20 protein-coding genes are annotated in these 21,741 nt (G+C 49.4%); 5 read left to right on the top strand and 15 right to left on the bottom strand.

Annotated features, from left to right (window positions below; translation table 11 throughout):
* Positions 1-45: 45 nt before the first annotated feature.
* From G3I67_RS14080 to G3I67_RS14065, 4 genes are all read right to left on the bottom strand, one after another.
* Complete coding sequence (locus G3I67_RS14080) at positions 46-918, bottom strand: fumarylacetoacetate hydrolase family protein (RefSeq protein WP_163656174.1); 873 nt, start codon at positions 916-918, stop codon at positions 46-48.
* 26 nt (positions 919-944) lie between these two features.
* Positions 945-2,957 carry a TRAP transporter permease gene (locus G3I67_RS14075; RefSeq protein ID WP_163656173.1) on the bottom strand — a complete coding sequence of 671 codons (2,013 nt, stop codon included), beginning with the start codon at positions 2,955-2,957 and terminating at the stop codon, positions 945-947.
* Between the two features lie 71 nt (positions 2,958-3,028).
* Complete coding sequence (locus tag G3I67_RS14070) at positions 3,029-3,979, bottom strand: TAXI family TRAP transporter solute-binding subunit (protein ID WP_163656172.1); 951 nt, start codon at positions 3,977-3,979, stop codon at positions 3,029-3,031.
* 134 nt (positions 3,980-4,113) lie between these two features.
* Entirely contained in the window at positions 4,114-5,463 is a 1,350-nt protein-coding gene (locus tag G3I67_RS14065) for a class-II fumarase/aspartase family protein (RefSeq protein WP_163656171.1), read from the bottom strand.
* Between the two features lie 201 nt (positions 5,464-5,664).
* Between G3I67_RS14065 and G3I67_RS14060 the strand changes: the two genes are divergently transcribed.
* A complete protein-coding gene (locus G3I67_RS14060) occupies positions 5,665-6,660 on the top strand; it encodes a Bug family tripartite tricarboxylate transporter substrate binding protein (protein ID WP_163656170.1) in 996 nt (331 codons plus the stop codon).
* Positions 6,661-6,692: 32 nt separating this feature from the next.
* Here G3I67_RS14060 and G3I67_RS14055 read toward each other — a convergent pair whose 3' ends face one another.
* The 5 genes from G3I67_RS14055 to G3I67_RS14035 all read right to left on the bottom strand — a co-directional run bounded on the left by G3I67_RS14055 (position 6,693) and on the right by G3I67_RS14035 (position 12,689).
* Positions 6,693-7,601 carry a glycine/sarcosine/betaine reductase selenoprotein B family protein gene (locus G3I67_RS14055; RefSeq protein WP_203583677.1) on the bottom strand — a complete coding sequence of 303 codons (909 nt, stop codon included), beginning with the start codon at positions 7,599-7,601 and terminating at the stop codon, positions 6,693-6,695.
* A gap of 31 nt (positions 7,602-7,632) precedes the next feature.
* Positions 7,633-8,841 carry an ABC transporter substrate-binding protein gene (locus tag G3I67_RS14050; RefSeq protein WP_375539327.1) on the bottom strand — a complete coding sequence of 403 codons (1,209 nt, stop codon included), beginning with the start codon at positions 8,839-8,841 and terminating at the stop codon, positions 7,633-7,635.
* A 99-nt stretch (positions 8,842-8,940) separates the two neighbouring features.
* Positions 8,941-9,834 carry a DMT family transporter gene (locus G3I67_RS14045; protein WP_163656168.1) on the bottom strand — a complete coding sequence of 298 codons (894 nt, stop codon included), beginning with the start codon at positions 9,832-9,834 and terminating at the stop codon, positions 8,941-8,943.
* Between the two features lie 11 nt (positions 9,835-9,845).
* Complete coding sequence (locus G3I67_RS14040; RefSeq protein WP_235931949.1) at positions 9,846-10,748, bottom strand: Bug family tripartite tricarboxylate transporter substrate binding protein; 903 nt, start codon at positions 10,746-10,748, stop codon at positions 9,846-9,848.
* Positions 10,749-10,850: 102 nt separating this feature from the next.
* Positions 10,851-12,689: an ABCB family ABC transporter ATP-binding protein/permease gene (locus tag G3I67_RS14035; protein ID WP_163656166.1), complete on the bottom strand. Its 1,839-nt coding sequence runs from the start codon at positions 12,687-12,689 to the stop codon at positions 10,851-10,853.
* Between the two features lie 185 nt (positions 12,690-12,874).
* Here G3I67_RS14035 and G3I67_RS14030 point away from each other — a divergent pair, with 185 nt between their 5' ends.
* The 4 genes from G3I67_RS14030 (at position 12,875) to G3I67_RS14015 (ending at position 17,003) form a co-directional block, all read left to right on the top strand.
* A complete protein-coding gene (locus G3I67_RS14030) occupies positions 12,875-13,846 on the top strand; it encodes a Bug family tripartite tricarboxylate transporter substrate binding protein (protein ID WP_163656165.1) in 972 nt (323 codons plus the stop codon).
* Between the two features lie 29 nt (positions 13,847-13,875).
* Positions 13,876-15,312: a cytochrome ubiquinol oxidase subunit I gene (locus G3I67_RS14025; protein WP_163656164.1), complete on the top strand. Its 1,437-nt coding sequence runs from the start codon at positions 13,876-13,878 to the stop codon at positions 15,310-15,312.
* Positions 15,309-16,316 (top strand): cytochrome d ubiquinol oxidase subunit II, encoded by a 1,008-nt coding sequence (cydB, locus tag G3I67_RS14020; RefSeq protein ID WP_163656163.1) that lies wholly within the window; start codon positions 15,309-15,311, stop codon positions 16,314-16,316. The genes G3I67_RS14025 and cydB overlap by 4 nt, the downstream gene beginning before the upstream one ends.
* Before the next feature lie 72 nt (positions 16,317-16,388).
* Positions 16,389-17,003 (top strand): histidine phosphatase family protein, encoded by a 615-nt coding sequence (locus G3I67_RS14015; RefSeq protein ID WP_163656162.1) that lies wholly within the window; start codon positions 16,389-16,391, stop codon positions 17,001-17,003.
* A gap of 7 nt (positions 17,004-17,010) precedes the next feature.
* Here G3I67_RS14015 and soxA read toward each other — a convergent pair whose 3' ends face one another.
* From soxA to G3I67_RS13985, 6 genes are read right to left on the bottom strand one after another with little or no spacing between them, the layout of a single operon-like run.
* Positions 17,011-17,793: a sulfur oxidation c-type cytochrome SoxA gene (gene soxA, locus G3I67_RS14010; RefSeq protein WP_163656161.1), complete on the bottom strand. Its 783-nt coding sequence runs from the start codon at positions 17,791-17,793 to the stop codon at positions 17,011-17,013.
* Positions 17,794-17,815: 22 nt separating this feature from the next.
* Positions 17,816-18,145 carry a thiosulfate oxidation carrier complex protein SoxZ gene (soxZ, locus tag G3I67_RS14005; protein WP_163656160.1) on the bottom strand — a complete coding sequence of 110 codons (330 nt, stop codon included), beginning with the start codon at positions 18,143-18,145 and terminating at the stop codon, positions 17,816-17,818.
* A gap of 2 nt (positions 18,146-18,147) precedes the next feature.
* Positions 18,148-18,594: a SoxY-related AACIE arm protein gene (locus G3I67_RS14000; protein ID WP_163656159.1), complete on the bottom strand. Its 447-nt coding sequence runs from the start codon at positions 18,592-18,594 to the stop codon at positions 18,148-18,150.
* Positions 18,591-19,034 carry a sulfur oxidation c-type cytochrome SoxX gene (gene soxX, locus G3I67_RS13995; RefSeq protein ID WP_163656158.1) on the bottom strand — a complete coding sequence of 148 codons (444 nt, stop codon included), beginning with the start codon at positions 19,032-19,034 and terminating at the stop codon, positions 18,591-18,593. Before soxX ends, G3I67_RS14000 begins: the two co-directional genes overlap by 4 nt.
* 20 nt (positions 19,035-19,054) lie before the next feature.
* The gene (locus G3I67_RS13990; RefSeq protein WP_163656157.1) at positions 19,055-21,253 is read right to left on the bottom strand and encodes a xanthine dehydrogenase family protein molybdopterin-binding subunit; all 2,199 of its coding nucleotides are present in this window, start codon (positions 21,251-21,253) and stop codon (positions 19,055-19,057) included.
* A 10-nt stretch (positions 21,254-21,263) separates the two neighbouring features.
* Positions 21,264-21,716 carry a (2Fe-2S)-binding protein gene (locus G3I67_RS13985; RefSeq protein ID WP_163656156.1) on the bottom strand — a complete coding sequence of 151 codons (453 nt, stop codon included), beginning with the start codon at positions 21,714-21,716 and terminating at the stop codon, positions 21,264-21,266.
* Positions 21,717-21,741 lie beyond the last annotated feature (25 nt).

Here is a 21,741-nt window from a genome sequence, read left to right as displayed (position 1 = left end):
AAAAAGGCCGCATAATGCGGCCTTTTTACATGAAAATAAAATTTATCAGGCTTCATCCTGAATCGAATTAATCAACACGCCGACCCCTTCGATATCGATTTCGATCTTGTCGCCTTGCTTCATGAATACGGGAGGCTTTCTGGCATAACCAACACCTGCCGGCGTACCAGTGATCACGACATCGCCCGGTTCGAGCGTCATGCACTCGGTAATTAACACCAGCGTATGAACGATATTGCACAGAAAGTTTTTAGTATTCGCATCTTGCATCACCTGTCCGTTTAACCTGGATTGAATCCGCAAGCCTGAAGCGCCAAGAGGCAATTCGTCAGGCGTCACCAACCAAGGGCCAAAACCACCCGTCTGGTCGAAATTTTTGCCAATAGTCCACTGACTGGACTTGCGCTGATAATCCCGAACGCTGCCATCATTAAAAGCACTGTAACCGGCGACATAGTCCAACGCGTTTGCCGAAGTCAAATGCCGCGCTTTTTTTCCGACAACGAAAGCAAGCTCAGCTTCATAATCGAATTTGTCCGAAACCCTTGGACGAATCAATGGTTGCAAATGTGCGGCAAGCGAACTCGGACCACGCATGAAAAAAGCGGGATATTCAGGAGTCGAGTGCCCCCCTTCAGCTGCATGATCGGCATAGTTCAGGCCAAGACAAATCACTTTTCCGGGACGATCGATCAAGGGAATAAAACGCACACCTTCGATTGACTTGATCACAGCAGAAGCGCTCTTGGCTAACGTCGCAATGTGACTCATCGCGTTACCGGAAGACAGGATTTCAATCAAAGTATTCGGCAACTTGGAGTCTGTTGCGGACAAGTCGATGAATTCGCTTGAATCATTTGAACGCAACAAACCCACTCTCTTTTGTTGACTTGCATCCTGATAACTGAATAAACGCATGATCTTCCTTGAATTACGATTGAATATTACGCCTGGATTCGGCGTAGTTTAAGATGTCTGATCCATTGAGTCGCAATCACAACCCCAAAACTTGCGAAACCAACCAAATCTGTGGTGACGGAAGGATAGGCAAGCGCAACGCCTCCGATAATCATGACAATTCTTTCGAACAAATTTGTCTTTTCTATAAACCAGCCCTGAAGACCTCCGGCCAGACAAATTACACCGACAACTGCAGTAAAGGAAGTCCAGCCGATCTGCATCCAATCAGCCTGCATCAATCCGTTCATTGAACCCATCAACAACAGTCCGGACCCCGACTTGTCCAGGGTGAACATGAACGGCACAAGAATGGCTGGAGCAACATACTTCCATGTCTGCATCGTCGTTTTGTAAGGATCGCCTTTACAAATCGCTGCAGCAGCAAAAGGAGACAAAGCAGTCGGTGGCGAGACCTCCGAGAGAACGGCATAGTAAAAAATGAACATATGCGCGGCAAATGCCGGTACGCCAAGATTGATCAAAGCAGGCGCCGCAATTACCGCGCAAATAATATATGAAGCAGTGACCGGCACCGCCAGCCCAACCACCCATACAACCAGACCTGTATAAATCGTTGTTAAAAGTAAGGAGCCGCCCGCATACTGGATCACGATCGAGCTGAATTTAAGGCCTAGGCCCGTCAATGTGACTGTGCCGACAATGAGGCCTGCACCGGCACAAGTCACCGCGATAGCTAAGACTCCAGTGGTGCCTGCAGCCAATGCTTTAACTAGATTGGACTGATATAAACCATTCCAAAACGGTTCTTTTCCACGCAACCAATCATATGAAATGATCGCAGTATCACGTCGCAACATGCTACTGATCGCCGAAACAACCGTTGCCCAGAAAACCGACATGATCGGAGAAAATCCATACAGCATGAAAACTACGATCGAAATAAGTGAAAAGAAATGAAACCAGTATTTCTTAGTAAGCGACCATGCACTTTCAGCAGCCTCGAAATGGATGTTTTTCATTCCATACTTGCGTACATCTATCTCGACCATGACGAACAGCCCTAGGTAGAACAGGACCGTCGGAATACATGCCATCAACAAAACATCAAGATAGGATATTTTCAAAAAATCGGCGATGAGAAATGCCGCGGCTCCAAGCACCGGAGGTGAAATAATCGCACCAAGTCCGCCTGCCGCTAATAATCCACCAGCCGCGTTTTTGTCATAGCCAACCTTATTCAGCATAGGTGCAGCAACGGATCCCACGGTAACAGTCGTTGCCACTCCGGATCCGGATGGACCGCCAAGCAAAAAGCTCGACATGACAATGGTTCGCCCCACCCCTGAGGACTTGCCGCCCATCGCGGCAAACGAGAAATCAATGAAGAATTTACCCGCGCCAGTGAATTGAAGAAACGCCCCGAAAATCGTGAACAAAATAATCAATGTCGCCGACACATCGACAGCCGTTCCAAAAATCCCTTCAAGAGTCATGTACATGTAGCCGACGAACCTATCGAGGTCGTAGCCTTTATGCGTCCAGGGAGCAGGTAAGTAATTTCCGTAAAGCGAATAAAGAATGAACAAAACCGTGACACTGAGCAAAATCATTCCATTGGTTCGTCTGACCGCTTCCAGTATCATCAGAATGAACACAATACCAACAATGACGTCCAAACGATCTGGTGAAGTATTTCGATCTGAAAAATCATCCCCGCCACTGAGAATGTAATAAACGATATAAAGCGCCGCGAGAGCGCAAAGCACATCCCACCACATCAATCTATTCTTGAATCGGTTCGCCACCGGAAAACTCAGATACACCAGAAAAAGTACTAGGCCAACATGAATGGTGCGAAGCTCCTGAGTCGGAACAATTTCGTAGGCTGCGTAAAGATGAAACACAGACAGCGCAACGGCCACAAGTGTAATAAAAACAGCCAGAGCACCGCGATAATCGTTAGAGTCGCCCTCTTCCTGCTTAATGAAAGCGTCCAACTGTTCTTGTGTCGCAGTATCGATTGATGATTGGGTCATTTTGCATCCAATTAAAAATTGAGCACACTAGTTAGTGTGCTCAACAAGACAGACTGTACGATTTACCCGTTTCAGTCGAGTTTGGCGCCCTTTTCCTTCAGATATTTCGCAGCGCCCGGATGAAAAGGAATCGGGGTCGATGCGGACTTCTGACCATCCAGTGACAAGGTGGCGTACTCTTGGTGCGTACGAACCAATTCTTCCTTATTATCGAAAACAGCCTTGACGATCTTATACGCTTCGTCATCCGGCATTTTGGCGTTAGCGACCAGAATATTCGCTACGGACGCTATCTTATTGTCCGCTGCCATGCCGCTATAAGTGGATTTTGGAATGACATCCTTAAAGTACAGGTTTCCGTACTTTTTGTTCATAGCCTCCACTTCGTTCGAATGATCAATCATGACAATCTTCATTCCGGGGCTATTGGCAAGATCTGTGACCGCGGCAGTCGGCAGACCTCCAACCCAGAAAAATGCTTCGATTTTTCTATCTTTAATCGCATTAACCGATTCAGCCACACTCAAACGTTCGCGCTTAACATCCTTGTCTTTATTAAGGCCAGCAGCTTCCAGCAATCTGAAAGCCATTACCTCGGTTGCACTACCGGGTGAGCCCGTGCTGATTCTCTTGCCTTTAAGATCCTTCATGCTTTTGATCCCTGTGCCATCAACAGTGACGACATGCATGCGATTCGGATAAAGAACCAGTAGAGTCTTCAGATCCACTTTTTTATTCTTGAACTTACCATCGCCATCCAGCGCATCCTTGGCGGCATCAGCCATGGTGAATGCTAGATAGGGCTTACCGGAATTGATGAGATTCAAATTATCGACGGATCCACCGGTAACTTCGGCGGTGGCGGACATACCAGGAACATGCTTGGATAATACCGAAGCCAATCCACCTCCCATGGGGTAATAAACACCCCCAGTACCGCCGGTAGCAATAGACAGATTTTGCGCATGAACACTTGAGAATACTGTCGCAAGCATAATAGCTAGTGATCCAATCCACTTCATGTTTTTTCTCCTATCAGTCGACTACGAACTTTAAAGCGCCTAAGTGCGTTTACCTTGGCGGCTATATTTTGTGTTTTATTTATCGGTTTTATGGTGTCAGACTACATCAGAACAGAACTTGATTCAAATTATTTTTAATTTTCAAATTGTCTGGCACGCATTCTATCGACCATCTGGGGCGCTGCTCCAAGATAATTCGCCGGATCGCACAACCGATCAATCAACGTGCGATCAAGTTTTGAGGTAATTTTTGCGTCCTCGCTCAAAACCTCCGATAGCTTTCGACCACTCGTTGCCGCGACTCTGCATGCGTCATAAACGACATCATGCGCGGTCTGCCTGCCTATATGAGGCGCCAATCCCATCATGACGGCTTCGGCCACAATCAAACCACCCGACATGTCCAGATTTTTCAGCATTCTGGTCGTGTCGACCTCTAATCCGGCCAGCATGAATTTGGCTTGCCGCAGCGCACCTGCAGTCAAAATGAAGGACTCGGGTATGGCCGACCACTCGATATGCCAGGGCCCAGTTGCACGCTCAAAGTCTTGAACCATGGCATCCAGCATGAGTCCCGCGTGTTGCCTGACTGTTTTGGATGCGCTCAGCATCAATTCGCAAGAAATGGGATTACGCTTTTGCGGCATCGTGCTTGATGCGCCTCGACCTTTTACGAAGGGCTCGAATGCTTCGGCAAGTTCATTGGTCATCATCAACATGACATCTAAAGCGATTTTCCCAAGCGAACCCGTCACAAGCGCAAGAAACTGAACCGCTTCAGTCAACCCGTCCCGAGCGACATGCCATGTCACGGGAGAAGCTCCGAGCCCCAGCTCTCGCATCAAAGCAGCATGCACAGGCAATCCTTGATCACCAAGGGATGCGAGTGTTCCTGCAGCTCCGCCAAACTGGCCTATCAAAACCCTGGGCTTGAGCTGAACGAGTCTTTCACGATGTCTACGAATCATCAATAACCAGACCGCCACCTTGTATCCGAACGTGATCGGCAACGCATGCTGCAAATGTGTGCGTCCGGCCATGGGTGCGTCGCGGTAATCATCGGAAAGTCTATCGAGAATGCTGTCCAGTTCATCAAGATCCGCCTCTATCAACTCCAAGGCTTCACGAACCTGAAGGACGGTTGCGGTATCCATGATGTCCTGTGTCGTCGCACCCCAATGCAAGTATTCGCCATCAGGTCCGCACATCTTTGAAATCTGATGGACAAGGGGCAATATCGGATAACCAACGATTTCGGTTTCCCTCTTGAGCTCAGCCATATCAAGCTTTGAACTATCTGCAAGTTCGGCGATTTTGCTTGCAGCAGATTTCGGAATAATGCCAAGTTCTGCCTGCACCTTCGCCAAAGCAATTTCTGTTTCGGTATAACGGCGAACCGTTGCTGCATCGTCAAACACGGCACGCATGGCTGCCGTACCGAACATATCTTTAAAAATAGATGATTCCAGCATTGATATCGGCATGACTCGAACTCTCTAAAATGTTTATCGCTTGTATACCCTGCGTAAGTATGCGAGGACTGTAACTAAGCGTCAATACGTTCCGGATTCATCGCCCCGTCTTCGGGATTGCGAGAGGTATTCAGGAAACTTAACCTCTTGTAAGATCCGTAAAAAGTGCGGATTCGATCATTCGAATCAAACCGCCGATTAACGGAGACCTTCATGTCCAAATTTTGCAATCCGAAACAAACGATCGGCAAGCTCGTCGGCACTCTTCTCTTGGTGACGGGCTTCTCGTGTGTATACGCGCAAGACTACCCCACGCGTACAATCACAATGGTTATGCCTTATGCACCCGGTGGCCCTGGAGACACGATTACGCGGCTATTCGCCACAGCGATGCAAAAATCACTCGGGCAACAAATTATTGTGGACAATCCGTCCGGTGCCGGTGGAAGTATCGGCACTGGCAAGGTCGCACGCTCAACCCCCGATGGCTATACGTTGCTGATGACGCATATCAGTCATGCCACAAACGTATTAATGATCAAGAACCTTTCCTACAGCCCAATCAATGACTTCGAACCCATCGGTCTTGCCACCGTGGGGCCTATGGTTGTCACTGCCCGAAAAGACTTCGCACCTAAAGACGCCAAGGAATTCATTGAATACATTAAGGCCAACTCCGGAAAAATCTCGATGGGGCACGCAGGAATCGGGTCGGCGTCTCACTTGTGCGGGCTCATGTTCAGCGAAGCCTTGGGAGTCAAAATCGACATGATCCCCTACAAAGGGGCCGCACCCGCACTCAATGATTTGATGGGTGGACAAGTCGATATCATGTGCGACCAGACTACCAGCACTGTTCCGGCAATTCAAAGCGGAAGAATCAAGCCCTACGCTGTAGCCGGAACCAAGCGTCTCGATTCGATGCCCAATCTACCCGCTCTCAGTGAAGTGGGCATCAAAGACTTCAACATCAGCATCTGGTTTGGCCTTTATGCTCCTAAAGACACGCCAAAGCCTGTCATTGAAAAGCTGTCCGCCGCATTAACGAAAGCAGTTCAAGACCCTGAACTCAAGGCAAAGCTAGAAAGCATAGGCACGTCACCCGTTTCAACCGACATGACTAACCCAGCGAAGCTTCAAACTCATCTGAAGAACGAGATCGAAACGCTCGGCCCCCTTTTAAAGCGGGCCGGGGTCACCGCAAATTGATTTTTGAGTGACAGACAAATCCGGCAAGAGGCTTACAAGGCCTCTCGCAATTTTTTGGCAATTTCCTTTTCCTGATCGTTCTTTTCGCGCAATCGTGCCAATTCTTCAGGTGAAACGCATTGCACATTCGAATAGTCCCGTTTCCACGCATAGGAATCGCTCCACTTGAGCGAAGATTGCACGGTTGTTCTCGATCCGGGAGCACTAGCCAACGTTTTCAATGCCAAATCCAATGTGAAGTATTGGGATTTGGGATCATTAGGTTTACCGGCTGCGTTACCCAGCGGAAAGTCGCTAAACAAAAAACGCGGCACCCCAACATGTTCAACGATATCCTTGGCGCAACCCATCACAATTGTTGAAATTCCGGCAGACTCAAGATAGCGCGCAGCCAAACTGCACGTCTGATGGCAGACCGGACAATTGGCCACAAACACGACCGCATCGACACCATCTTCACGACAAAGTCGTATCAGTTCGGGACAATCGACTTCAAGAGTGTGGCGCTGGCTTCGATTCGTGGGCAATCCATAGAACCGATTTGCCAGCTTGCCAATTCGACCATCGGCCTGGGCTTGACGCAAGGCCGGCAATGGAAACCACGTTCCGCTGTCTTCCATTGTCGTATGCTTACGATCGATTGCCACATGCGTAATACGAACATCATGATCTTCGCATGAAGCGCCAGTGTAGATTTGATAGAACTTTGCAGCGGCGTTATAAGGCGCACCGATTCCCTGATCCCCTTTTTCAGGATCATAAGGAGACGCAGTTGTAATCAACGCCACTGTCGCTTTCTCGATTGGCTTGATCATCGGCTGGAAAGGAACGTCCGCATAATGCGCCCAACGATATGGATTGTCGTATCCCAGTGCGAGATACCAATCGCGAGTCCTTTGCATGTAACGCGTCGGAACATCATCGTCCGATGCAAAATTCATATCTGTTTCAACGGTCATAAATCGATTCGGATTATTTAATGAATGGACAGCCGCCCTTGTCCATCGGGCGAAATGCGATATTACCCGGTGTCGTTGCGATCGTCTTGTACAAATCCCACTCTCCTTTCGACTCGGCAGGCGTCTTGACCTGGAATAAATACATGTCGCGCACCACACGACCGTCCTTTCTAAGTGTTCCGTTGGTCGTCATAAAATCATTAATCGGAGTCTCGCGCATCTGTGCCATCACCTTGTCCGAATCCTTGGAACCGACTGCCTTGACTGCCTGAAGATAATGCGTAACCGCGCCATATGTTCCAGCCTGCGTCATGGTTGGCATCACGCCATTACGTTTATAAAAACGCTGCGACCACTCACGAGTTTTATCGTTCAAGTCCCAATAAAATGCTTCCGTCAGATACAACCCCTGTGCAAGCGGCAATCCGATCGATTTAATATCCGAGAGGAATGCAAGCAAAGCCGCTACCTTTTGACCGCTTTTGCCTACGCCGAATTCCGCCGCCTGTTTGATTGCGTTACTCGTATCCTGACCACCATTAGCCAAACCAATCACTTTTGCTTTGGAGGATTGAGCTTGTAGTATGAAGGAACTGAAATCCGGAGCGCTTAGTGGATGCTTTGCCGAACCGAGCACCTTGCCACCATTCGCTTCGATAACCTGAGTGGCATCACGCTCAAGAGCCTGGCCGAATGCATAATCCGCCGACAGGAAGTACCACGTATCCCCACCAGACTTAACAACCGCTGCTGCCGTACCGACGGACATCGCGTATGTGTCATATGTCCAATGCGCTGTGTAGGGAGAACATGCTTTACCAGTCAAATCAGATGTCGCGGCGCTTGTCACCATCACGATTTTTTTCTTTTCTTCACCCAGTTTACTAACCGCCAATGCAATAGCTGATGTCGGCATATCGGTGACCATATCGACACCATCCACATCGAACCACTGCCGAGCCCTACTGGATGCGACATCGACTTTGTTTTGCGTGTCGACCGAGAGCAATTCTATGGGCTTGCCAAGAACGGATCCGCCAAAATCCTCGACAGCCATTTTGGCCGCATCCACCAGACCTTTACCGCCAATGGAGGAATAGATTGAGCTCATATCGGCAAGAACGCCAATCTTGACAGCGCCACCCGAAGACTGGGCGTGCGATGTTGTGGCAGCAAAGCCCGTTAGAGAAAGCGCAACGGCAAGAGTCAGTTTTTTCAAAATTATCTCCGATCATTTGTTTTGATTGATGTTGATTCGCACACCATCATGCATGCAAACTGATACACGCCGTATTCGGAAAAACACCAACAAATTTTCAGTTCAAGATTGTCTGACAGGCCTAGCCAAAACAATTCCACCAATAATCAACGCAGTAGCCAGCCACAGAGAGAAGGCAATTTTTTCGTCCAGAATCACTGCTGAACAAATCAGTCCCATGACAGGCACCGCAAGCAATGCCATCGATGTAATGGATGCCGGCAATCCGCGGTTAACGGTATTCATGATCCAATACGCGACAACCGTGCCAAAAATGCAACTGAAGCCAAGCAGCGATACGACCTTCAATGACCAGTCTATGCGCGGCACTCCTTCAATGGCTAATGCCAAAATGAGTTGAGTCACGCAAGCCAGCAGCATCTGCCACGGCAAGAGTTCGAACGTGGGCGTCACGAACTTATGGCCTCGACCATAAACAATGCAGATCGCCCATGAAAATGCCGCAAGCAAAATCAATCCATGACCCAACACGACGTCCCGATTCGACCAATCTATCTGATCGGGCCTGAAAATCACAGCAAGGCCCAACATTCCGATTGCCAGACCCGATGCCTGCCTCCAGCCAAAGGGCTCCCCCAGAAAGATGCGAGAAGCGGGCATAACCCATAACGGTGTCGTGTAAGCCAAGACAATTGCAAGGCCGGCAGAAAGATATTGCATTCCTACACTGGCAAGGACTGAAAATCCAACCATGTGTAACCAACCAACACTGAAAATAATGGGAAGATCGGCCTTAACCGGACGAACCAATCGGCCGCTGACGCCACACAAAATCAGCATGATCAATAACGCCGGTCCTGTCCTGAAAAAGGTCGCCCATATAGGAGGCACATAATCGAGTGTGGCTTTATTCGAGACCCAATTCAAGCCCCAGGCAAGAATCAGGGCTGCAAGCAACCAAAATGCCGTGCGTCTGGATAATGAGTCGGCAGACATGTCTAATAGGTTTAATTTTCAGTCATGCCCGCCGCTTTGACTACAGTGCCAAGCCGCTTCCTCTCAGCAGTCACAAACTCTTCGAACTTGGTTCGTGTACCTCCAACCGGTTCAATGCCGAGATTTTTCAATCTATCCGTCACTGTCGGCGCCTTCATCGCCTTGTCGACAGCATCGGCGAGTTTATCCATGATTGCGGGAGACACGCCGGCAGGGGCATGAACACCAGCCCAATGAGCAATTTGCAAATCGGTAAATCCTTGCTCGACGGCGGTAGGCAACTGCGGATAAACGTCCAGGCGCTTGGTCCAGGTCGTAGCGAGTGGTTTGAATTTATCACCGCCACGGATGTGCGGAAGCGCAACAATACTCGCTTCGGACGTGCCTTCCACGTGGCGCCCCATGACTGCAGAGGCACTTTCAGATCCGCTTTTATATGGAACAGGAATTAATTTTGCGCCATATTGAGTGTTAAGCATCTCCGCGACGAAGTGTGGTGTACTTCCCGTACCGGCTGTAGCAAAATTGAACCCACTACTCTTCTTGGAGGCATCTACAAATTCACGTAAATTGTTGTAGGGTGAATCAGCCGCAACCACGACCACCGAAGGGGATAAACCGATCATCACAACCGGAATCAAATCGGAATCTTTATAGGGATTGTTCTTCTTGATCATGCTATTGGTGATCACGCCGGCCGCGCTAATCAAAAATGTATAGCCATCCGGACTGCTCTTTGCCACATAAGCGGAACCGACATTTCCGCCCGCACCTGGTTTATTTTCGACAATAATGGGTTGCCCAAGCTCCTTGGATGCACCTTCAGCCGCAGCGCGCGCCATCAAATCGTTCGCACCGCCCGCCGAAAAAGGTACGATGAATCGAATCGGTTTTGTCGGCCAATCTTGTGCCATCACTGAGGAAGTGGATAAAACCAGTAAAGCGGCAAACGACCAGACTTTGATATTTTTCATGAGCATCCAGAATTTAATTTACTTATTTACGACAATATAAACTCAAATCTCGTCAGCCTGTTGTCGCTGCATTTGCCACATTTGCGCATACACGCCTTTAGCCTCGATCAAGTCGGCGTGCGTGCCTCGCTCGATAATGCGCCCGTGATCCATGACGAGAATCTGATCGGCATGAACAATCGTCGATAACCTATGAGCGATGATAAGAGTTGTTCGATTTCGAGCCAACCCGGATAACTCGTTTTGCAACGCACGCTCGGTTTTGGAATCCAAAGCCGAGGTTGCTTCATCGAAAATAAGCATCGACGGCTTTTTCAACAAGGTTCGCGCGATCGCTACTCTCTGCTTCTCACCTCCGGACAGCTTCAACCCTCTTTCACCAACTCGTGTTTCGTAACGGTCAGGCAGATGTTCGATAAACTGATCCATCTGGGCCGCCTTAGCTGCGGACTGAATCTGATCGAATGACGCACCCGGTCTGCCATATGCAATGTTGTACGCAATCGTATCGTTGAATAACACCGTATCCTGGGGCACGATTCCGATCGACTGGCGCAACGATGCTTGTCGGACCAAACGTAAATCCTGGCCATCAAGCAAGATTTTTCCCTGCTGAATGTCATAAAAACGATACAACAATCGCGCAAGCGTGCTTTTCCCGGCTCCGCTTCGTCCAACCACAGCTGTAGTCGTTCCAGCAGGAATCACAAAACTTACGTCCACAAGAATCTCGCGTTTCGGATCGTAATGAAAACCGACATTCTCGAAACGAACTTCGGGACCGATTGATTCATTGTTGATTTTCAGGTTCGGTGCATCTGGAGCATCCGAAACTTCCTTATCGGCTTCAAGTAACGTGAACATCCGATCCAAATCCGTCATGGACTGTTTGATTTCGCGATAAATCACGCCCAGAAAGTTCAGCGGAATATAGAGTTGAATCATCAAAGTATTCACAAGAACAAGATCGCCCAATGTCATTGTTCCGTTTGCAACCCCAATGGTTGCACGCCATAAAATCAGTACGAGACCGACCGCGATAATGGCCTGCTGACCCAGGTTCAGAAATGCCAGGGACTGCTGCGACTTGATTGCTGCAGACTGATATCGAATCAGGCTTTCATCATAACGACGAGCCTCGAATTCTTCATTGCCGAAATACTTGACTGTCTCGAAGTTCAATAAGGAGTCGATCGCTTTTTGATTTGCTCGAGAATCCATGTCGTTCATGGTTCTTCGCAAATGCGTGCGCCATTCAGTCACAACGATCGTGAATATGATGTAGACGACAAGAGCTGCTAGCGTGATTGCTGCAAACCATATGTCGTAAAAAAATGCAAAATAGCCAAGCACCAAGATGAACTCTATGATGGTGGGTAAGATGCTGTAGAGAGAAAACGAAACCAACGACTGAATCGCACGCGTGCCGCGCTCAATATCCCGACTGACGCCGCCTGTTTGCCTATTAAGATGAAATCGCAACGACAAAGCATGCAAATGCTGGAAAACCTCGAGAGCAATTTGCCTAACAGCATGCTGGGTCACCCGCGCAAACAACACCTCGCGCAACTCGGAAAACAACGATGCCGAAAACCTGAGCAGACCATAACCGACAATCAATCCCAGGGGCACGGCAAGCAAAACAGACGGCAAATTGTCTTTTAAATCCAGCGCATCGATCAACTGTTTTAATACGATCGGAATACCAAGATTGGCGAACTTGGCTGCAACCAGGCAAAGTATCGCGAAAATCACCCGAGCCTTGTATGCCAGCAAATAAGGCAACAGGTCGCGAATAATATGCCAGTCGGAGTGCGTGCGCTTAACCGGACCGCGAATGCCACTATCGTGATCAGTCGGGCGATTTGAATGATGTCTCATTGAATTCGATTGATGCAGTCATGAAAAACTATTTTGTGAAAATCAGGAACTGATCCTTCATTATTGCAGGATCGAGGGGGTAAAATCCCCCAATTCAGGATGGCACGCCCGAATTTGGATGCTTTGCCCGATTCAGTCACGTCATTTTTAACCATAAACCATACTTTACCGATTACGGGGATCTCATGAAGATATTTAACAAGATCATGCTTGGCATGGCCATCGCAACCGCGACTTTCGCCTCCGGCGCTCAGGACAACTGGCCCTCTAAACCAATCAACTTCATTGTGCCCTATGCTCCCGGCGGCCCCACGGACATCATGGCCCGCTTGCTTTCCGTTCCGCTAGGTCAAAAACTCGGCACAACCGTTATTGTTGAAAACAAGGCCGGCGCGAGCGGAAACATCGGTAGCGCCCAGGTGGCCCGGTCTAAACCTGACGGCTACACGATCCTGCTTGCCACTAGCGGCAACATGTCCGTTAATCAGACTCTCTTCAAAAATTTGAATTACGATCCGATCAAGGATTTCGCTCCAATTATTCAAATATCCAAGTTCCCGCTTGTGCTTGAAGTCAAAACGGGTTCCGACATCAAAACCCTTCAGCAATTCATCGACTACGCAAAAGCAAATCCGACTGCGGTTAGTTTCGGCTCCGCCGGCAACGGTTCACCTCAGCACCTATGCCCTGAACTGATCAAAAAAATGACCGGCGTATCGATGCAACACGTACCCTACAAAGGCGCCAGCCTGGCCGTAAACGATGTGATGGGCAGCCAGATTTTCAGTATGTGCGACATCATGGCCGGATCCATCAAATACATCCAAGGCGGGCAGTTGCAGCCTATTGCCGTCACGACAAAAAATCGCGCTCCAGCTTTGCCAGACGTGCCCACAATGAATGAATCTGGTTTGCCCGGCTTTGATTACTATGCATGGCACGGCATTGTCGCTGCTGCCGGAACACCGCCCGCCATCATTGCCAAATACAACAAGGCATTGAATGAAATCTTCGCAGACCCCGAGTTCAGAAAGCGCTGGGAAGCAATTGGTAGCGAAGTGATTGGAGGTAGTTCCGAGGACTTCACCAAGCTTATCCAATCCGAATCGGTTCGTCTTGGCGAGTTAGTCAAAAGCCTTGGGGTCCAGCTCGACTAATTAATCAATGCAATAAAGGACTCAGGCCCATGGAATGGTTTGACGCGCATACGTTAGCTCGAATGCAATTCGCCTTCACGGTGAGCTTTCATATCATTTTTCCGTCATTCTCCATTGGGCTGGCCAGCTACCTGGCCGTCCTGAATGTTTTACACCTATCTACCGGCAAACCGGTCTATCTCACCTTATTCAATTATTGGAAAAAAATCTTTGCCATCGCGTTTGGCATGGGAGTGGTTTCCGGAATTGTGATGAGTTATGAATTCGGAACGAACTGGAGCGTGTTTGCCGACAAGGTGGGCCCTGTCATAGGCCCTCTGATGGGTTATGAAGTCATGTCCGCTTTTTTTCTAGAGGCGGGATTCCTGGGGGTAATGCTTTTCGGACGTAATCGAGTCGGCCCCAAGCTCCACTGTTTTGCCACACTTATGGTCGCCGCCGGAACATTCATGTCCGCATTCTGGATCCTGTCTGTCAACAGTTGGATGCAGACACCTGCCGGTTTTGCCTACAACGACCAAGGACAATTCATCGTCAAGGATTGGATTGAAGTTATCTTCAATCCATCATTTCCTTACCGGCTGGTTCACATGGTGCTCGCAGCCTACCTGACAACGGCCTTCGTCGTTGGCGCAACCGGTGCATATCATTTGCTGAAATCAAAGAAAAGCACATCCGATGATTACAGCCCGCTATCTAAAGAGGCGGTCAAAAAAATGTTTTCGATGGCGTTATGGATGGCCGCAATTGTCGCGCCCATTCAAATGCTGGCCGGAGATCAGCATGGGCTAAACACCTTCAAACATCAGCCTCGCAAGATTGCCGCGATCGAAGGTCATTACGACACGGTTTCACGCGCTCCTCTTATTCTTTTCGGCATTCCCGATTCAAAATCCGAAAAGATGAATTATGTAGTTGAAATCCCGGTATTGGGCAGCCTGATTCTCACCCATACTATGGACGGAACAATCAAGGGACTAAAGGAGTGGCCATCCGCTGATCGGCCCCCGGTCGGAATTGTTTTCTTCGCATTTCGAGGCATGGTTGGTATCGGCATGCTTATGCTCACTCTGGGTTTGTGGAGCCTATGGCTCAGACATAAGAAAACCCTATACGATTCAACTCTCATGCATCGCTTTGCCTTGTGCATGGGTCCATCTGGATTTATCGCAGTATTGTGTGGCTGGGTTGTCACAGAGGTCGGACGCCAACCCTATACAGTCTACAACCTGCTGACGACAGTAGACTCTGCGTCACCGGTCAGTGCCGCAGCGATCAGCACGTCTTTGCTTGGTTTCATTTTTGTTTATTTTTCACTCTTTGGCACTGGCGTTTATTACATTTTGCGCACAATGTCTCGCCCTCCCAGTGCAAATTCCGACGAACTTAACCATAACGAACCGGTTCGCGCAGCAGGATTCGCACCTTCAGTCATTCGCGACTCTGACAAAGGGATAAAACCATGACTGTCGATTACGCATTAATTTGGGCTGGACTAATCGCATTTGCAGTGCTGGCGTACGTTTGTCTGGACGGATTCGATCTGGGTGTTGGCATTTTGTTTCCATTTGCAAAGACAACACAAGACCGTGATCAAATGATGAACTCCGTAGCCCCTGTTTGGGATGGCAACGAGACCTGGCTAGTGCTTGGAGGTGGAGGGTTGTTCGCGGTTTTTCCGCTCGCCTATTCAATCATCATGCCGGCGCTTTACACTCCTTTTTTCGTCATGTTGCTCGCGCTGGTTTTCAGGGGCGTTGCATTTGAGTTCCGCTGGAAAAGTCGTGAACGTCAATACTTATGGGACTGGGCATTTGCCGCAGGATCCTCTGTCGCGGCATTTGCCCAAGGTGTCGCTCTTGGAACACTCGTACAAGGCATTCAAGTCTCAGGAAGAGCATTTTCGGGCAATGAGCTCGATTGGCTATCACCTTTCAGTTTGCTTACCGGTTGCGCATTATTAATCGGTTATGCGCTGTTAGGGTCCACTTGGCTGATTCTAAAAACAGAAGGCCATCTTCAAAACATGGCATATCGCCTGGCACGCATCGCGGCCTTGGGCTTGATATTGATGATTATCGCAGTCAGCCTTTGGACTCCTTTCCTGAATCCGCACTTTCTATCCAAATGGTTTGTTTGGCCGGCAATGTTATTCGTGGCTCCTGTTCCCCTGCTCGTCCTGATCTCGACATTCATTCTGTTTCGCGGAATCAGTCTTCGCAATAGTCTAAGCCCGTTTCTGGCCGCGCAATGCCTCTTTGTTCTTTCTTATATCGGACTGGTCATAAGCTTTTTTCCTTATATCGTTCCATCCTCGGTCACCCTTTGGGATGCTGCAGCGCCAGAAAACAGTCTTAAATTTCTTCTGATTGGTGCGGTAATACTGATCCCTATTATTCTGAGCTACACCGCCTATTCATATAGGGTGTTCAAGGGCAAGGTGGGTTCTTCGCATTCGTATCATTCATAAATCACACCTGCCGGATAATCCATTCAATCCGATTAGTTCGTGCATATAACAATTCAAACCCCAGGAAGAGACATGTCTATCATTCTTGTGCGTCACGGTGAAACGCTTCTGAATGCTGCCCGAGTATTCCAGCCTCCTGAAACCGACCTCAGCCCCCGCGGCCTGGGGCAAGCTAAACTGGTCGCTAAGCGTATTGCAGAGTTTGCGCCTGTTGCGATTATCAGTAGCGATATGCCTAGGGCCTACACGACCGCAAAATCCATCGAACAAGAAACCGGTTTACCCCTGACAACAACCACTTTGTTGCATGAGCGTAATTTCGGCGACTGGCGCGGTCAAAAGCACGAAGCTGTCGGAATCGATCCCAGCACATACATTGGCAATCCGCCCGGTGGAGAGTCCTCTGAAACGTTCAACCAACGCGTGGCGCAAGCCTTCAAAAAGATCATCAGCCTACGAAAATCCTTGGATGGGCCTCTTGTCGTAGTCAGTCATGGGTTGGTTATTCAAGTTATGTTGCAAAGCTGCATTGAAAGAAATGGTCAGCCTATGCCTGCACGCATCGCAAATACATCCATCACCGTATTCGGCATGGATCAACCGCATGCGGTTCAATTGATCAATTGCAGCCGACATCTGGAAGGCACTGAGTACTCAGAGGATTCGAAAAGTCTTTCCGGTGGATGAACAGGAACTAAGGCCTTACAGCGGGCGTTTCAATATCCATTCCACGCGCCCGCCACATCAAATACAACTCAAGCTCTAGGATCTCTTTTGAGTCATCTGCGAAAGGTTGCGCCCGAACTCCGGTCAAACAGTTTCGCAATCGCCTTTCAAGCGACCCCACCGATTGCCATTCAAGACGATAAATCGGATAACCGGTGGGATGCCCTTGCGGAATCGGATTGCCCGCCAATTTCTTGCCTGCCCGCTCTGCATGACACTGCGCGCAAGAAAGATTCAGTTGACCCATCTTTTGTTCAAACAGATTTTTCCCCGATTGAAGATGCTTTTCGATCGCGGGGGATTGATCTACGGTAATGGGCATCCCCTTAGATTGAGTTCCGACAAAAGCCAATAAGGACAATAACTCTTTACTCTCGTGAGCGAAAGGCTTGCTTTGCTGCCTCTGGGTCGTGCACAGGTTGATTTGTCCTTCGAGGTTCAACAGTTTATTCTGAACCAACTTGGGAAAACTAGCCGCTACTCCTTTCATGGATTTCTCGGCCTGACCATGACATGATGCGCATGAGACACTATTTTGACCAGCCGGTCTGTTCCACAGAGCTTCACCGTCCAGCACCCAGAATGTCGCAGGGTTCTGAGTCGGATCCTGTTGCATTGCTTGGGTTTCTCTGGACATCAATCCAAATGAGGACTGGCGATCATTGCCAACATAGTCTGCTTGCGCAATGCCTGTGTAGAAACAGACTGCAAGCGAGCAACTCATCATTAGACGCAAAAACTGTCTTCTCATTCAAAGCTTCTGATCGGCGGCTTCACAAGACAGTAATTTTGCTTGTCGCAAATGCCGCATAATCGTTATCGCCAGTCCATTTGAACTCCAGTGTACCGCTTTCGACTGCGATGGTTGAAAAGACAAACATGGGATTTGCGCCAACGCCTGGATGTAAATCAGCCCTGAATACTTCCGTTCCGTTATACGTGCAGACAAACTCCCTGATAATGTCGCGATCAATCCGACGTCCTTGTTGATCGTGTCGAAAGCCGCTTTCCATATCATGTTGCACCAGCACGCGAATATCGATAATTTCGTCTTTCTTTGCCGTTTGAGGTATCGTGACCAATGTTCTGGAGGTTCTACTCATCTTTACACCTCTGTACACGCAGCAAGTGTCACAAGAGTTTCCGCATAGCCCTGCCAAAACTCGCCATCACTCATTTGCGCGATTGCCCAAACTCTCTGCGAGTCAGCCAGACGAATGCGCGTAGTCACTACCGCACGTCCGGATCTGGAGTTGAGATAAAAACTCACGATATTCGGCAATGGATTGCCCTCGGCGATGATATGGATGGCACGCACATGATCGCTTGGGGTCATCGGACTGGCGATCGAAACCCTCATTTCAACTAGATTGCCATTCTCGACCAGAGGGGGAATATCCAGCGTCACACGGCCCGAGCGGATTTTGGACGCGCCAACTATTTTCTTGATCGCCTGCGCGGCCTCTGCTTCGGTAGCGCTTAGCTTCATCCAAGGCGACAGCCCTATGATTCCCGCAAATGCCAGCATTTTTCGTCGATTGATTTTATTCATTTCAAACTCACTAAAAACGCAACTACATCCTCGATTTCCTGTGCATTTAAGATCGTTTTACCTTCGTACTGTGGGGCAATACGTGCTAGATGCTCCGTGCTGAAATAGGATGGCATGATGCTATCCGGATTAAATCTTCTAGCATCGACGATGCGTGCCCGAATCTGCCCGGAAGAAAGCTTTGAAGCACTTAACGCCAAATCCGGGGCTAGATTGCCTTGAAATCGTTCCTCGGGAAATGGGCCGCTATGACACAAAATACAAAGTCCGGCTTGACGACTCAGAACTATTTTTCGACCTCGCGCGGCGTCTCCAGTAAGATCATTTAAGGGCGCATCAATTGAATCATTATTGAAAATCGGTTGTGCGAATGCCGAACCACTTCCCACACCAAAGTTAAGAAGTATGCATACGATGTAAAGGACAATCAAGGCATGCATACATCCTAACCTCGGGTCGATCAGATCAGCGTGAATCCGCTATTTTTCAACGGAACATCACGCAAGCGCTTGCCGGTTGCCCGGAAAATCGCATTCAGAACCGCGGGGGCTGCTACGCAAATCGTAGGCTCTCCGATACCGCCCCACTCTTTACCCCCGCCTTGCAAAATGATGGTTTCCACTTTAGGCATTTGTGCGATTCGCATGGAATCGAAATCGGTAAAGTTGGTTTGCTGAATCCGACCATCCTTGACTGTGCATTCCTCCAGGAACAAGGCCGACAATCCATACACGAAAGAACCTGCAACCTGACGCTCGATCTGAGCAGGATTGACTGCATAGCCACAATCGGTCGCCGCGACGATACGGTGAATCTTGACCTTGTTGCCGTCCTTGACCGAAAGTTCGACTGCAGCCGCTACGAAACTGCCAAATGCCTTCATCTGCGACACACCCCTGAATACTCCAGGCGCAGCGGGCTTGGTCCAACCGATACGATCGGCAACCGCATTCAAAGCAGCTAGGTTTCGGGGATAGTCGCCCATGAACTTACGACGGAACTCGACCGGATCGACACCAGCTTGATCCGCCAACTCGTCCATGAAACATTCGATAAAGATCGCATTCTGATTGACGTTCACGCCTCGCCAGAATCCCGGCGGGATATGTGTGTTACGCATTGCATGATCAATCAGCAGGTTCGGAAACTTATAGCCGATTCCATGTTCACCGCCATCGAATACGCCTTGAAAGACAAGCGGATCACGGCCTTTTTGTTGCTCGACCACAGCGGGACGCACTGCGGCCAAAATCGATTGGCCAGACAAACGCATATGCAATCCGGTCAAATTCTTGTTTGCATCGAAAGTGCCGGTCAATTTGCACATCATCGCAGGATGATAGCGACCTTGTGTCATATCCTCTTCACGCGTCCAAATCAACTTGACCGGGACCCCTGGCATTGCCTTGGCGATCCTGACAGCTTGGGTCGTGTAATCCTGGAAAGCACCTCTTCTGCCAAAGCCTCCGCCCAGATTGATTTTATAAACTTCGCAATTCTCGGCCTTCAAGCCCGAAGCTGCGATCACGGCAGCCAGTGACGCCTCACCGTCCTGAGTAGGTACCCATGCCTCACAACGTTCGGGAGTCCACTTGGCAGTGGCGTTCATGGGCTCCATCGGAGCATGATTCAGGAACGGATATGAATAGGTCGATTCGATCGTTTTTGCCGCCGATGCCTTGGCAGCCTTGATATCGCCAAACTGGTTGCCGACAAAAGCCTGCTCGGCTGTCAATCCCTCGACAAAAGCAGCTTTGATTGTGTCGCTGGATACTTTAGCGTTCGGTCCAAAATCCCATTCGATAGCCACTTGATCCAAGGCTGTTTTTGCAGTCCAAAACGTATCGGCAACGACCGCCACAGCCGAGTCGCCGATTTGAAGCACCTTTTTGACGCCCTTCATTGCCGTCGCTTTGCTTGCGTCAAAGCTTTTTACTTTTCCGCCGAAAACCGGACACTCCTTAATATTGGCAACCAACATTCCGGGCAATTGCAGATCGATTCCATATACCTGCTTGCCGGTTACTTTATCGGCGAAAGTGTCGATGCGGTCCTTGGATTGACCGATCACTTTCCACTCTTTCGGATCCTTCAGTTTAATATCGGCCGGTGCGGGGACTGGTAATTTGGAGGCGGCAACGGATACGGCACCAAAGGTAGTTTTACGACCGCTTGGTTTGTGTGTAATCGTGCTGTTGGATGCAACGCACTCAGCCGCGGGGACTTTCCATTCGCTGGCGGCCGCCTCAATCAACATCATGCGGGCAGCAGCACCGCCTTTACGGACATAATCCTCGGATGTCCGTATGCCGCGACTCCCTCCGGTGGAAAAATCACCCCATACGCGCTTGCGCTTGAGGCTTTCTCCGGGGGTCGGATATTCGACAGTCACTTTATTCCAGTCGCACTCGAGCTCTTCGGCAACCATTTGGGCAAGCCCTGTAATCGTGCCCTGTCCCATTTCGGAACGGACAACGCGAACAACCACCGTATCATCCGGCTTGATCACTACCCAGGCACCAATTTCAGGCGTAGAAAGTGCTGCTTCGGCATTACCGATTGCAAAAGGGAAAGTCAGTCCAAGAGACAAACCGGCGCCGACTGCCGTAGTGCCGACGATGAAATGACGGCGTGAGAGATTGGGGACGCGTGCATTCATGAGTGGCTCCTTAACCTTTAGCAACAGAGTGAACAGCCGCACGAACCTGCTGGAACGAGCCGCAACGACAAATGTTGGTGATCGCCGCATCAATATCGGCATCAGTGGGCTTCGGATTATTTTTAAGCAAATCCGTCACGGCCATCAACATGCCTGATTGGCAATATCCACACTGAGGCACTTGATGATCTATCCAGGCTTGTTGCAACTTGGTCAGCTTTCCGTCGGTTGCCAACCCTTCGATCGTCTGGATTTTTTGCTTGCCAACCGCGCTTACGGGGTAGGCACATGATCGAACTGCTTTGCCGTCAACCATCACCGTGCAAGAGCCGCATTGGGCCACGCCACAACCATACTTGGTTCCCGTCAATCCGACTTGTTCTCGGATCACCCAAAGCAAAGGCGTATTAGGATCGACATCGACAGTATGCATCTTGCCGTTGACGTTAAGTTCTTGAGGCATGAAAGTCTCCTGAGGTTGGATTTTT

This window comes from Sheuella amnicola (assembly GCF_010499255.1).
In the GTDB taxonomy this organism is placed as follows: Bacteria; Pseudomonadota; Gammaproteobacteria; order Burkholderiales; family Burkholderiaceae_B; genus Zwartia; species Zwartia amnicola.
Note: the sequence above shows the minus strand (reverse complement) of the source record. Positions and strands in the feature narration are given on the sequence as shown.

What these genes read in the sequence shown, in the direction of transcription:
- cydB (WP_163656163.1), top strand. Translation starts at nt 15,309, where the DNA reads ATGACTGTCGATTACGCATTAATTTGGGCTGGACTAATCGCATTTGCA.
- G3I67_RS13985 (WP_163656156.1), bottom strand. Translation starts at nt 21,716, where the DNA reads ATGCCTCAAGAACTTAACGTCAACGGCAAGATGCATACTGTCGATGTC.
- G3I67_RS14000 (WP_163656159.1), bottom strand. Translation starts at nt 18,594, where the DNA reads ATGAATAAAATCAATCGACGAAAAATGCTGGCATTTGCGGGAATCATA.
- G3I67_RS14060 (WP_163656170.1), top strand. Translation starts at nt 5,665, where the DNA reads ATGTCCAAATTTTGCAATCCGAAACAAACGATCGGCAAGCTCGTCGGC.
- soxA (WP_163656161.1), bottom strand. Translation starts at nt 17,793, where the DNA reads ATGAGAAGACAGTTTTTGCGTCTAATGATGAGTTGCTCGCTTGCAGTC.
- G3I67_RS14035 (WP_163656166.1), bottom strand. Translation starts at nt 12,689, where the DNA reads ATGAGACATCATTCAAATCGCCCGACTGATCACGATAGTGGCATTCGC.
- G3I67_RS14070 (WP_163656172.1), bottom strand. Translation starts at nt 3,979, where the DNA reads ATGAAGTGGATTGGATCACTAGCTATTATGCTTGCGACAGTATTCTCA.
- G3I67_RS14040 (WP_235931949.1), bottom strand. Translation starts at nt 10,748, where the DNA reads ATGGCACAAGATTGGCCGACAAAACCGATTCGATTCATCGTACCTTTT.
- G3I67_RS14030 (WP_163656165.1), top strand. Translation starts at nt 12,875, where the DNA reads ATGAAGATATTTAACAAGATCATGCTTGGCATGGCCATCGCAACCGCG.
- G3I67_RS14055 (WP_203583677.1), bottom strand. Translation starts at nt 7,601, where the DNA reads ATGAATTTTGCATCGGACGATGATGTTCCGACGCGTTACATGCAAAGG.
- G3I67_RS14080 (WP_163656174.1), bottom strand. Translation starts at nt 918, where the DNA reads ATGCGTTTATTCAGTTATCAGGATGCAAGTCAACAAAAGAGAGTGGGT.
- G3I67_RS14025 (WP_163656164.1), top strand. Translation starts at nt 13,876, where the DNA reads ATGGAATGGTTTGACGCGCATACGTTAGCTCGAATGCAATTCGCCTTC.
- soxX (WP_163656158.1), bottom strand. Translation starts at nt 19,034, where the DNA reads ATGCATGCCTTGATTGTCCTTTACATCGTATGCATACTTCTTAACTTT.
- G3I67_RS14075 (WP_163656173.1), bottom strand. Translation starts at nt 2,957, where the DNA reads ATGACCCAATCATCAATCGATACTGCGACACAAGAACAGTTGGACGCT.
- G3I67_RS13990 (WP_163656157.1), bottom strand. Translation starts at nt 21,253, where the DNA reads ATGAATGCACGCGTCCCCAATCTCTCACGCCGTCATTTCATCGTCGGC.
- G3I67_RS14065 (WP_163656171.1), bottom strand. Translation starts at nt 5,463, where the DNA reads ATGCCGATATCAATGCTGGAATCATCTATTTTTAAAGATATGTTCGGT.
- G3I67_RS14015 (WP_163656162.1), top strand. Translation starts at nt 16,389, where the DNA reads ATGTCTATCATTCTTGTGCGTCACGGTGAAACGCTTCTGAATGCTGCC.
- soxZ (WP_163656160.1), bottom strand. Translation starts at nt 18,145, where the DNA reads ATGAGTAGAACCTCCAGAACATTGGTCACGATACCTCAAACGGCAAAG.
- G3I67_RS14045 (WP_163656168.1), bottom strand. Translation starts at nt 9,834, where the DNA reads ATGTCTGCCGACTCATTATCCAGACGCACGGCATTTTGGTTGCTTGCA.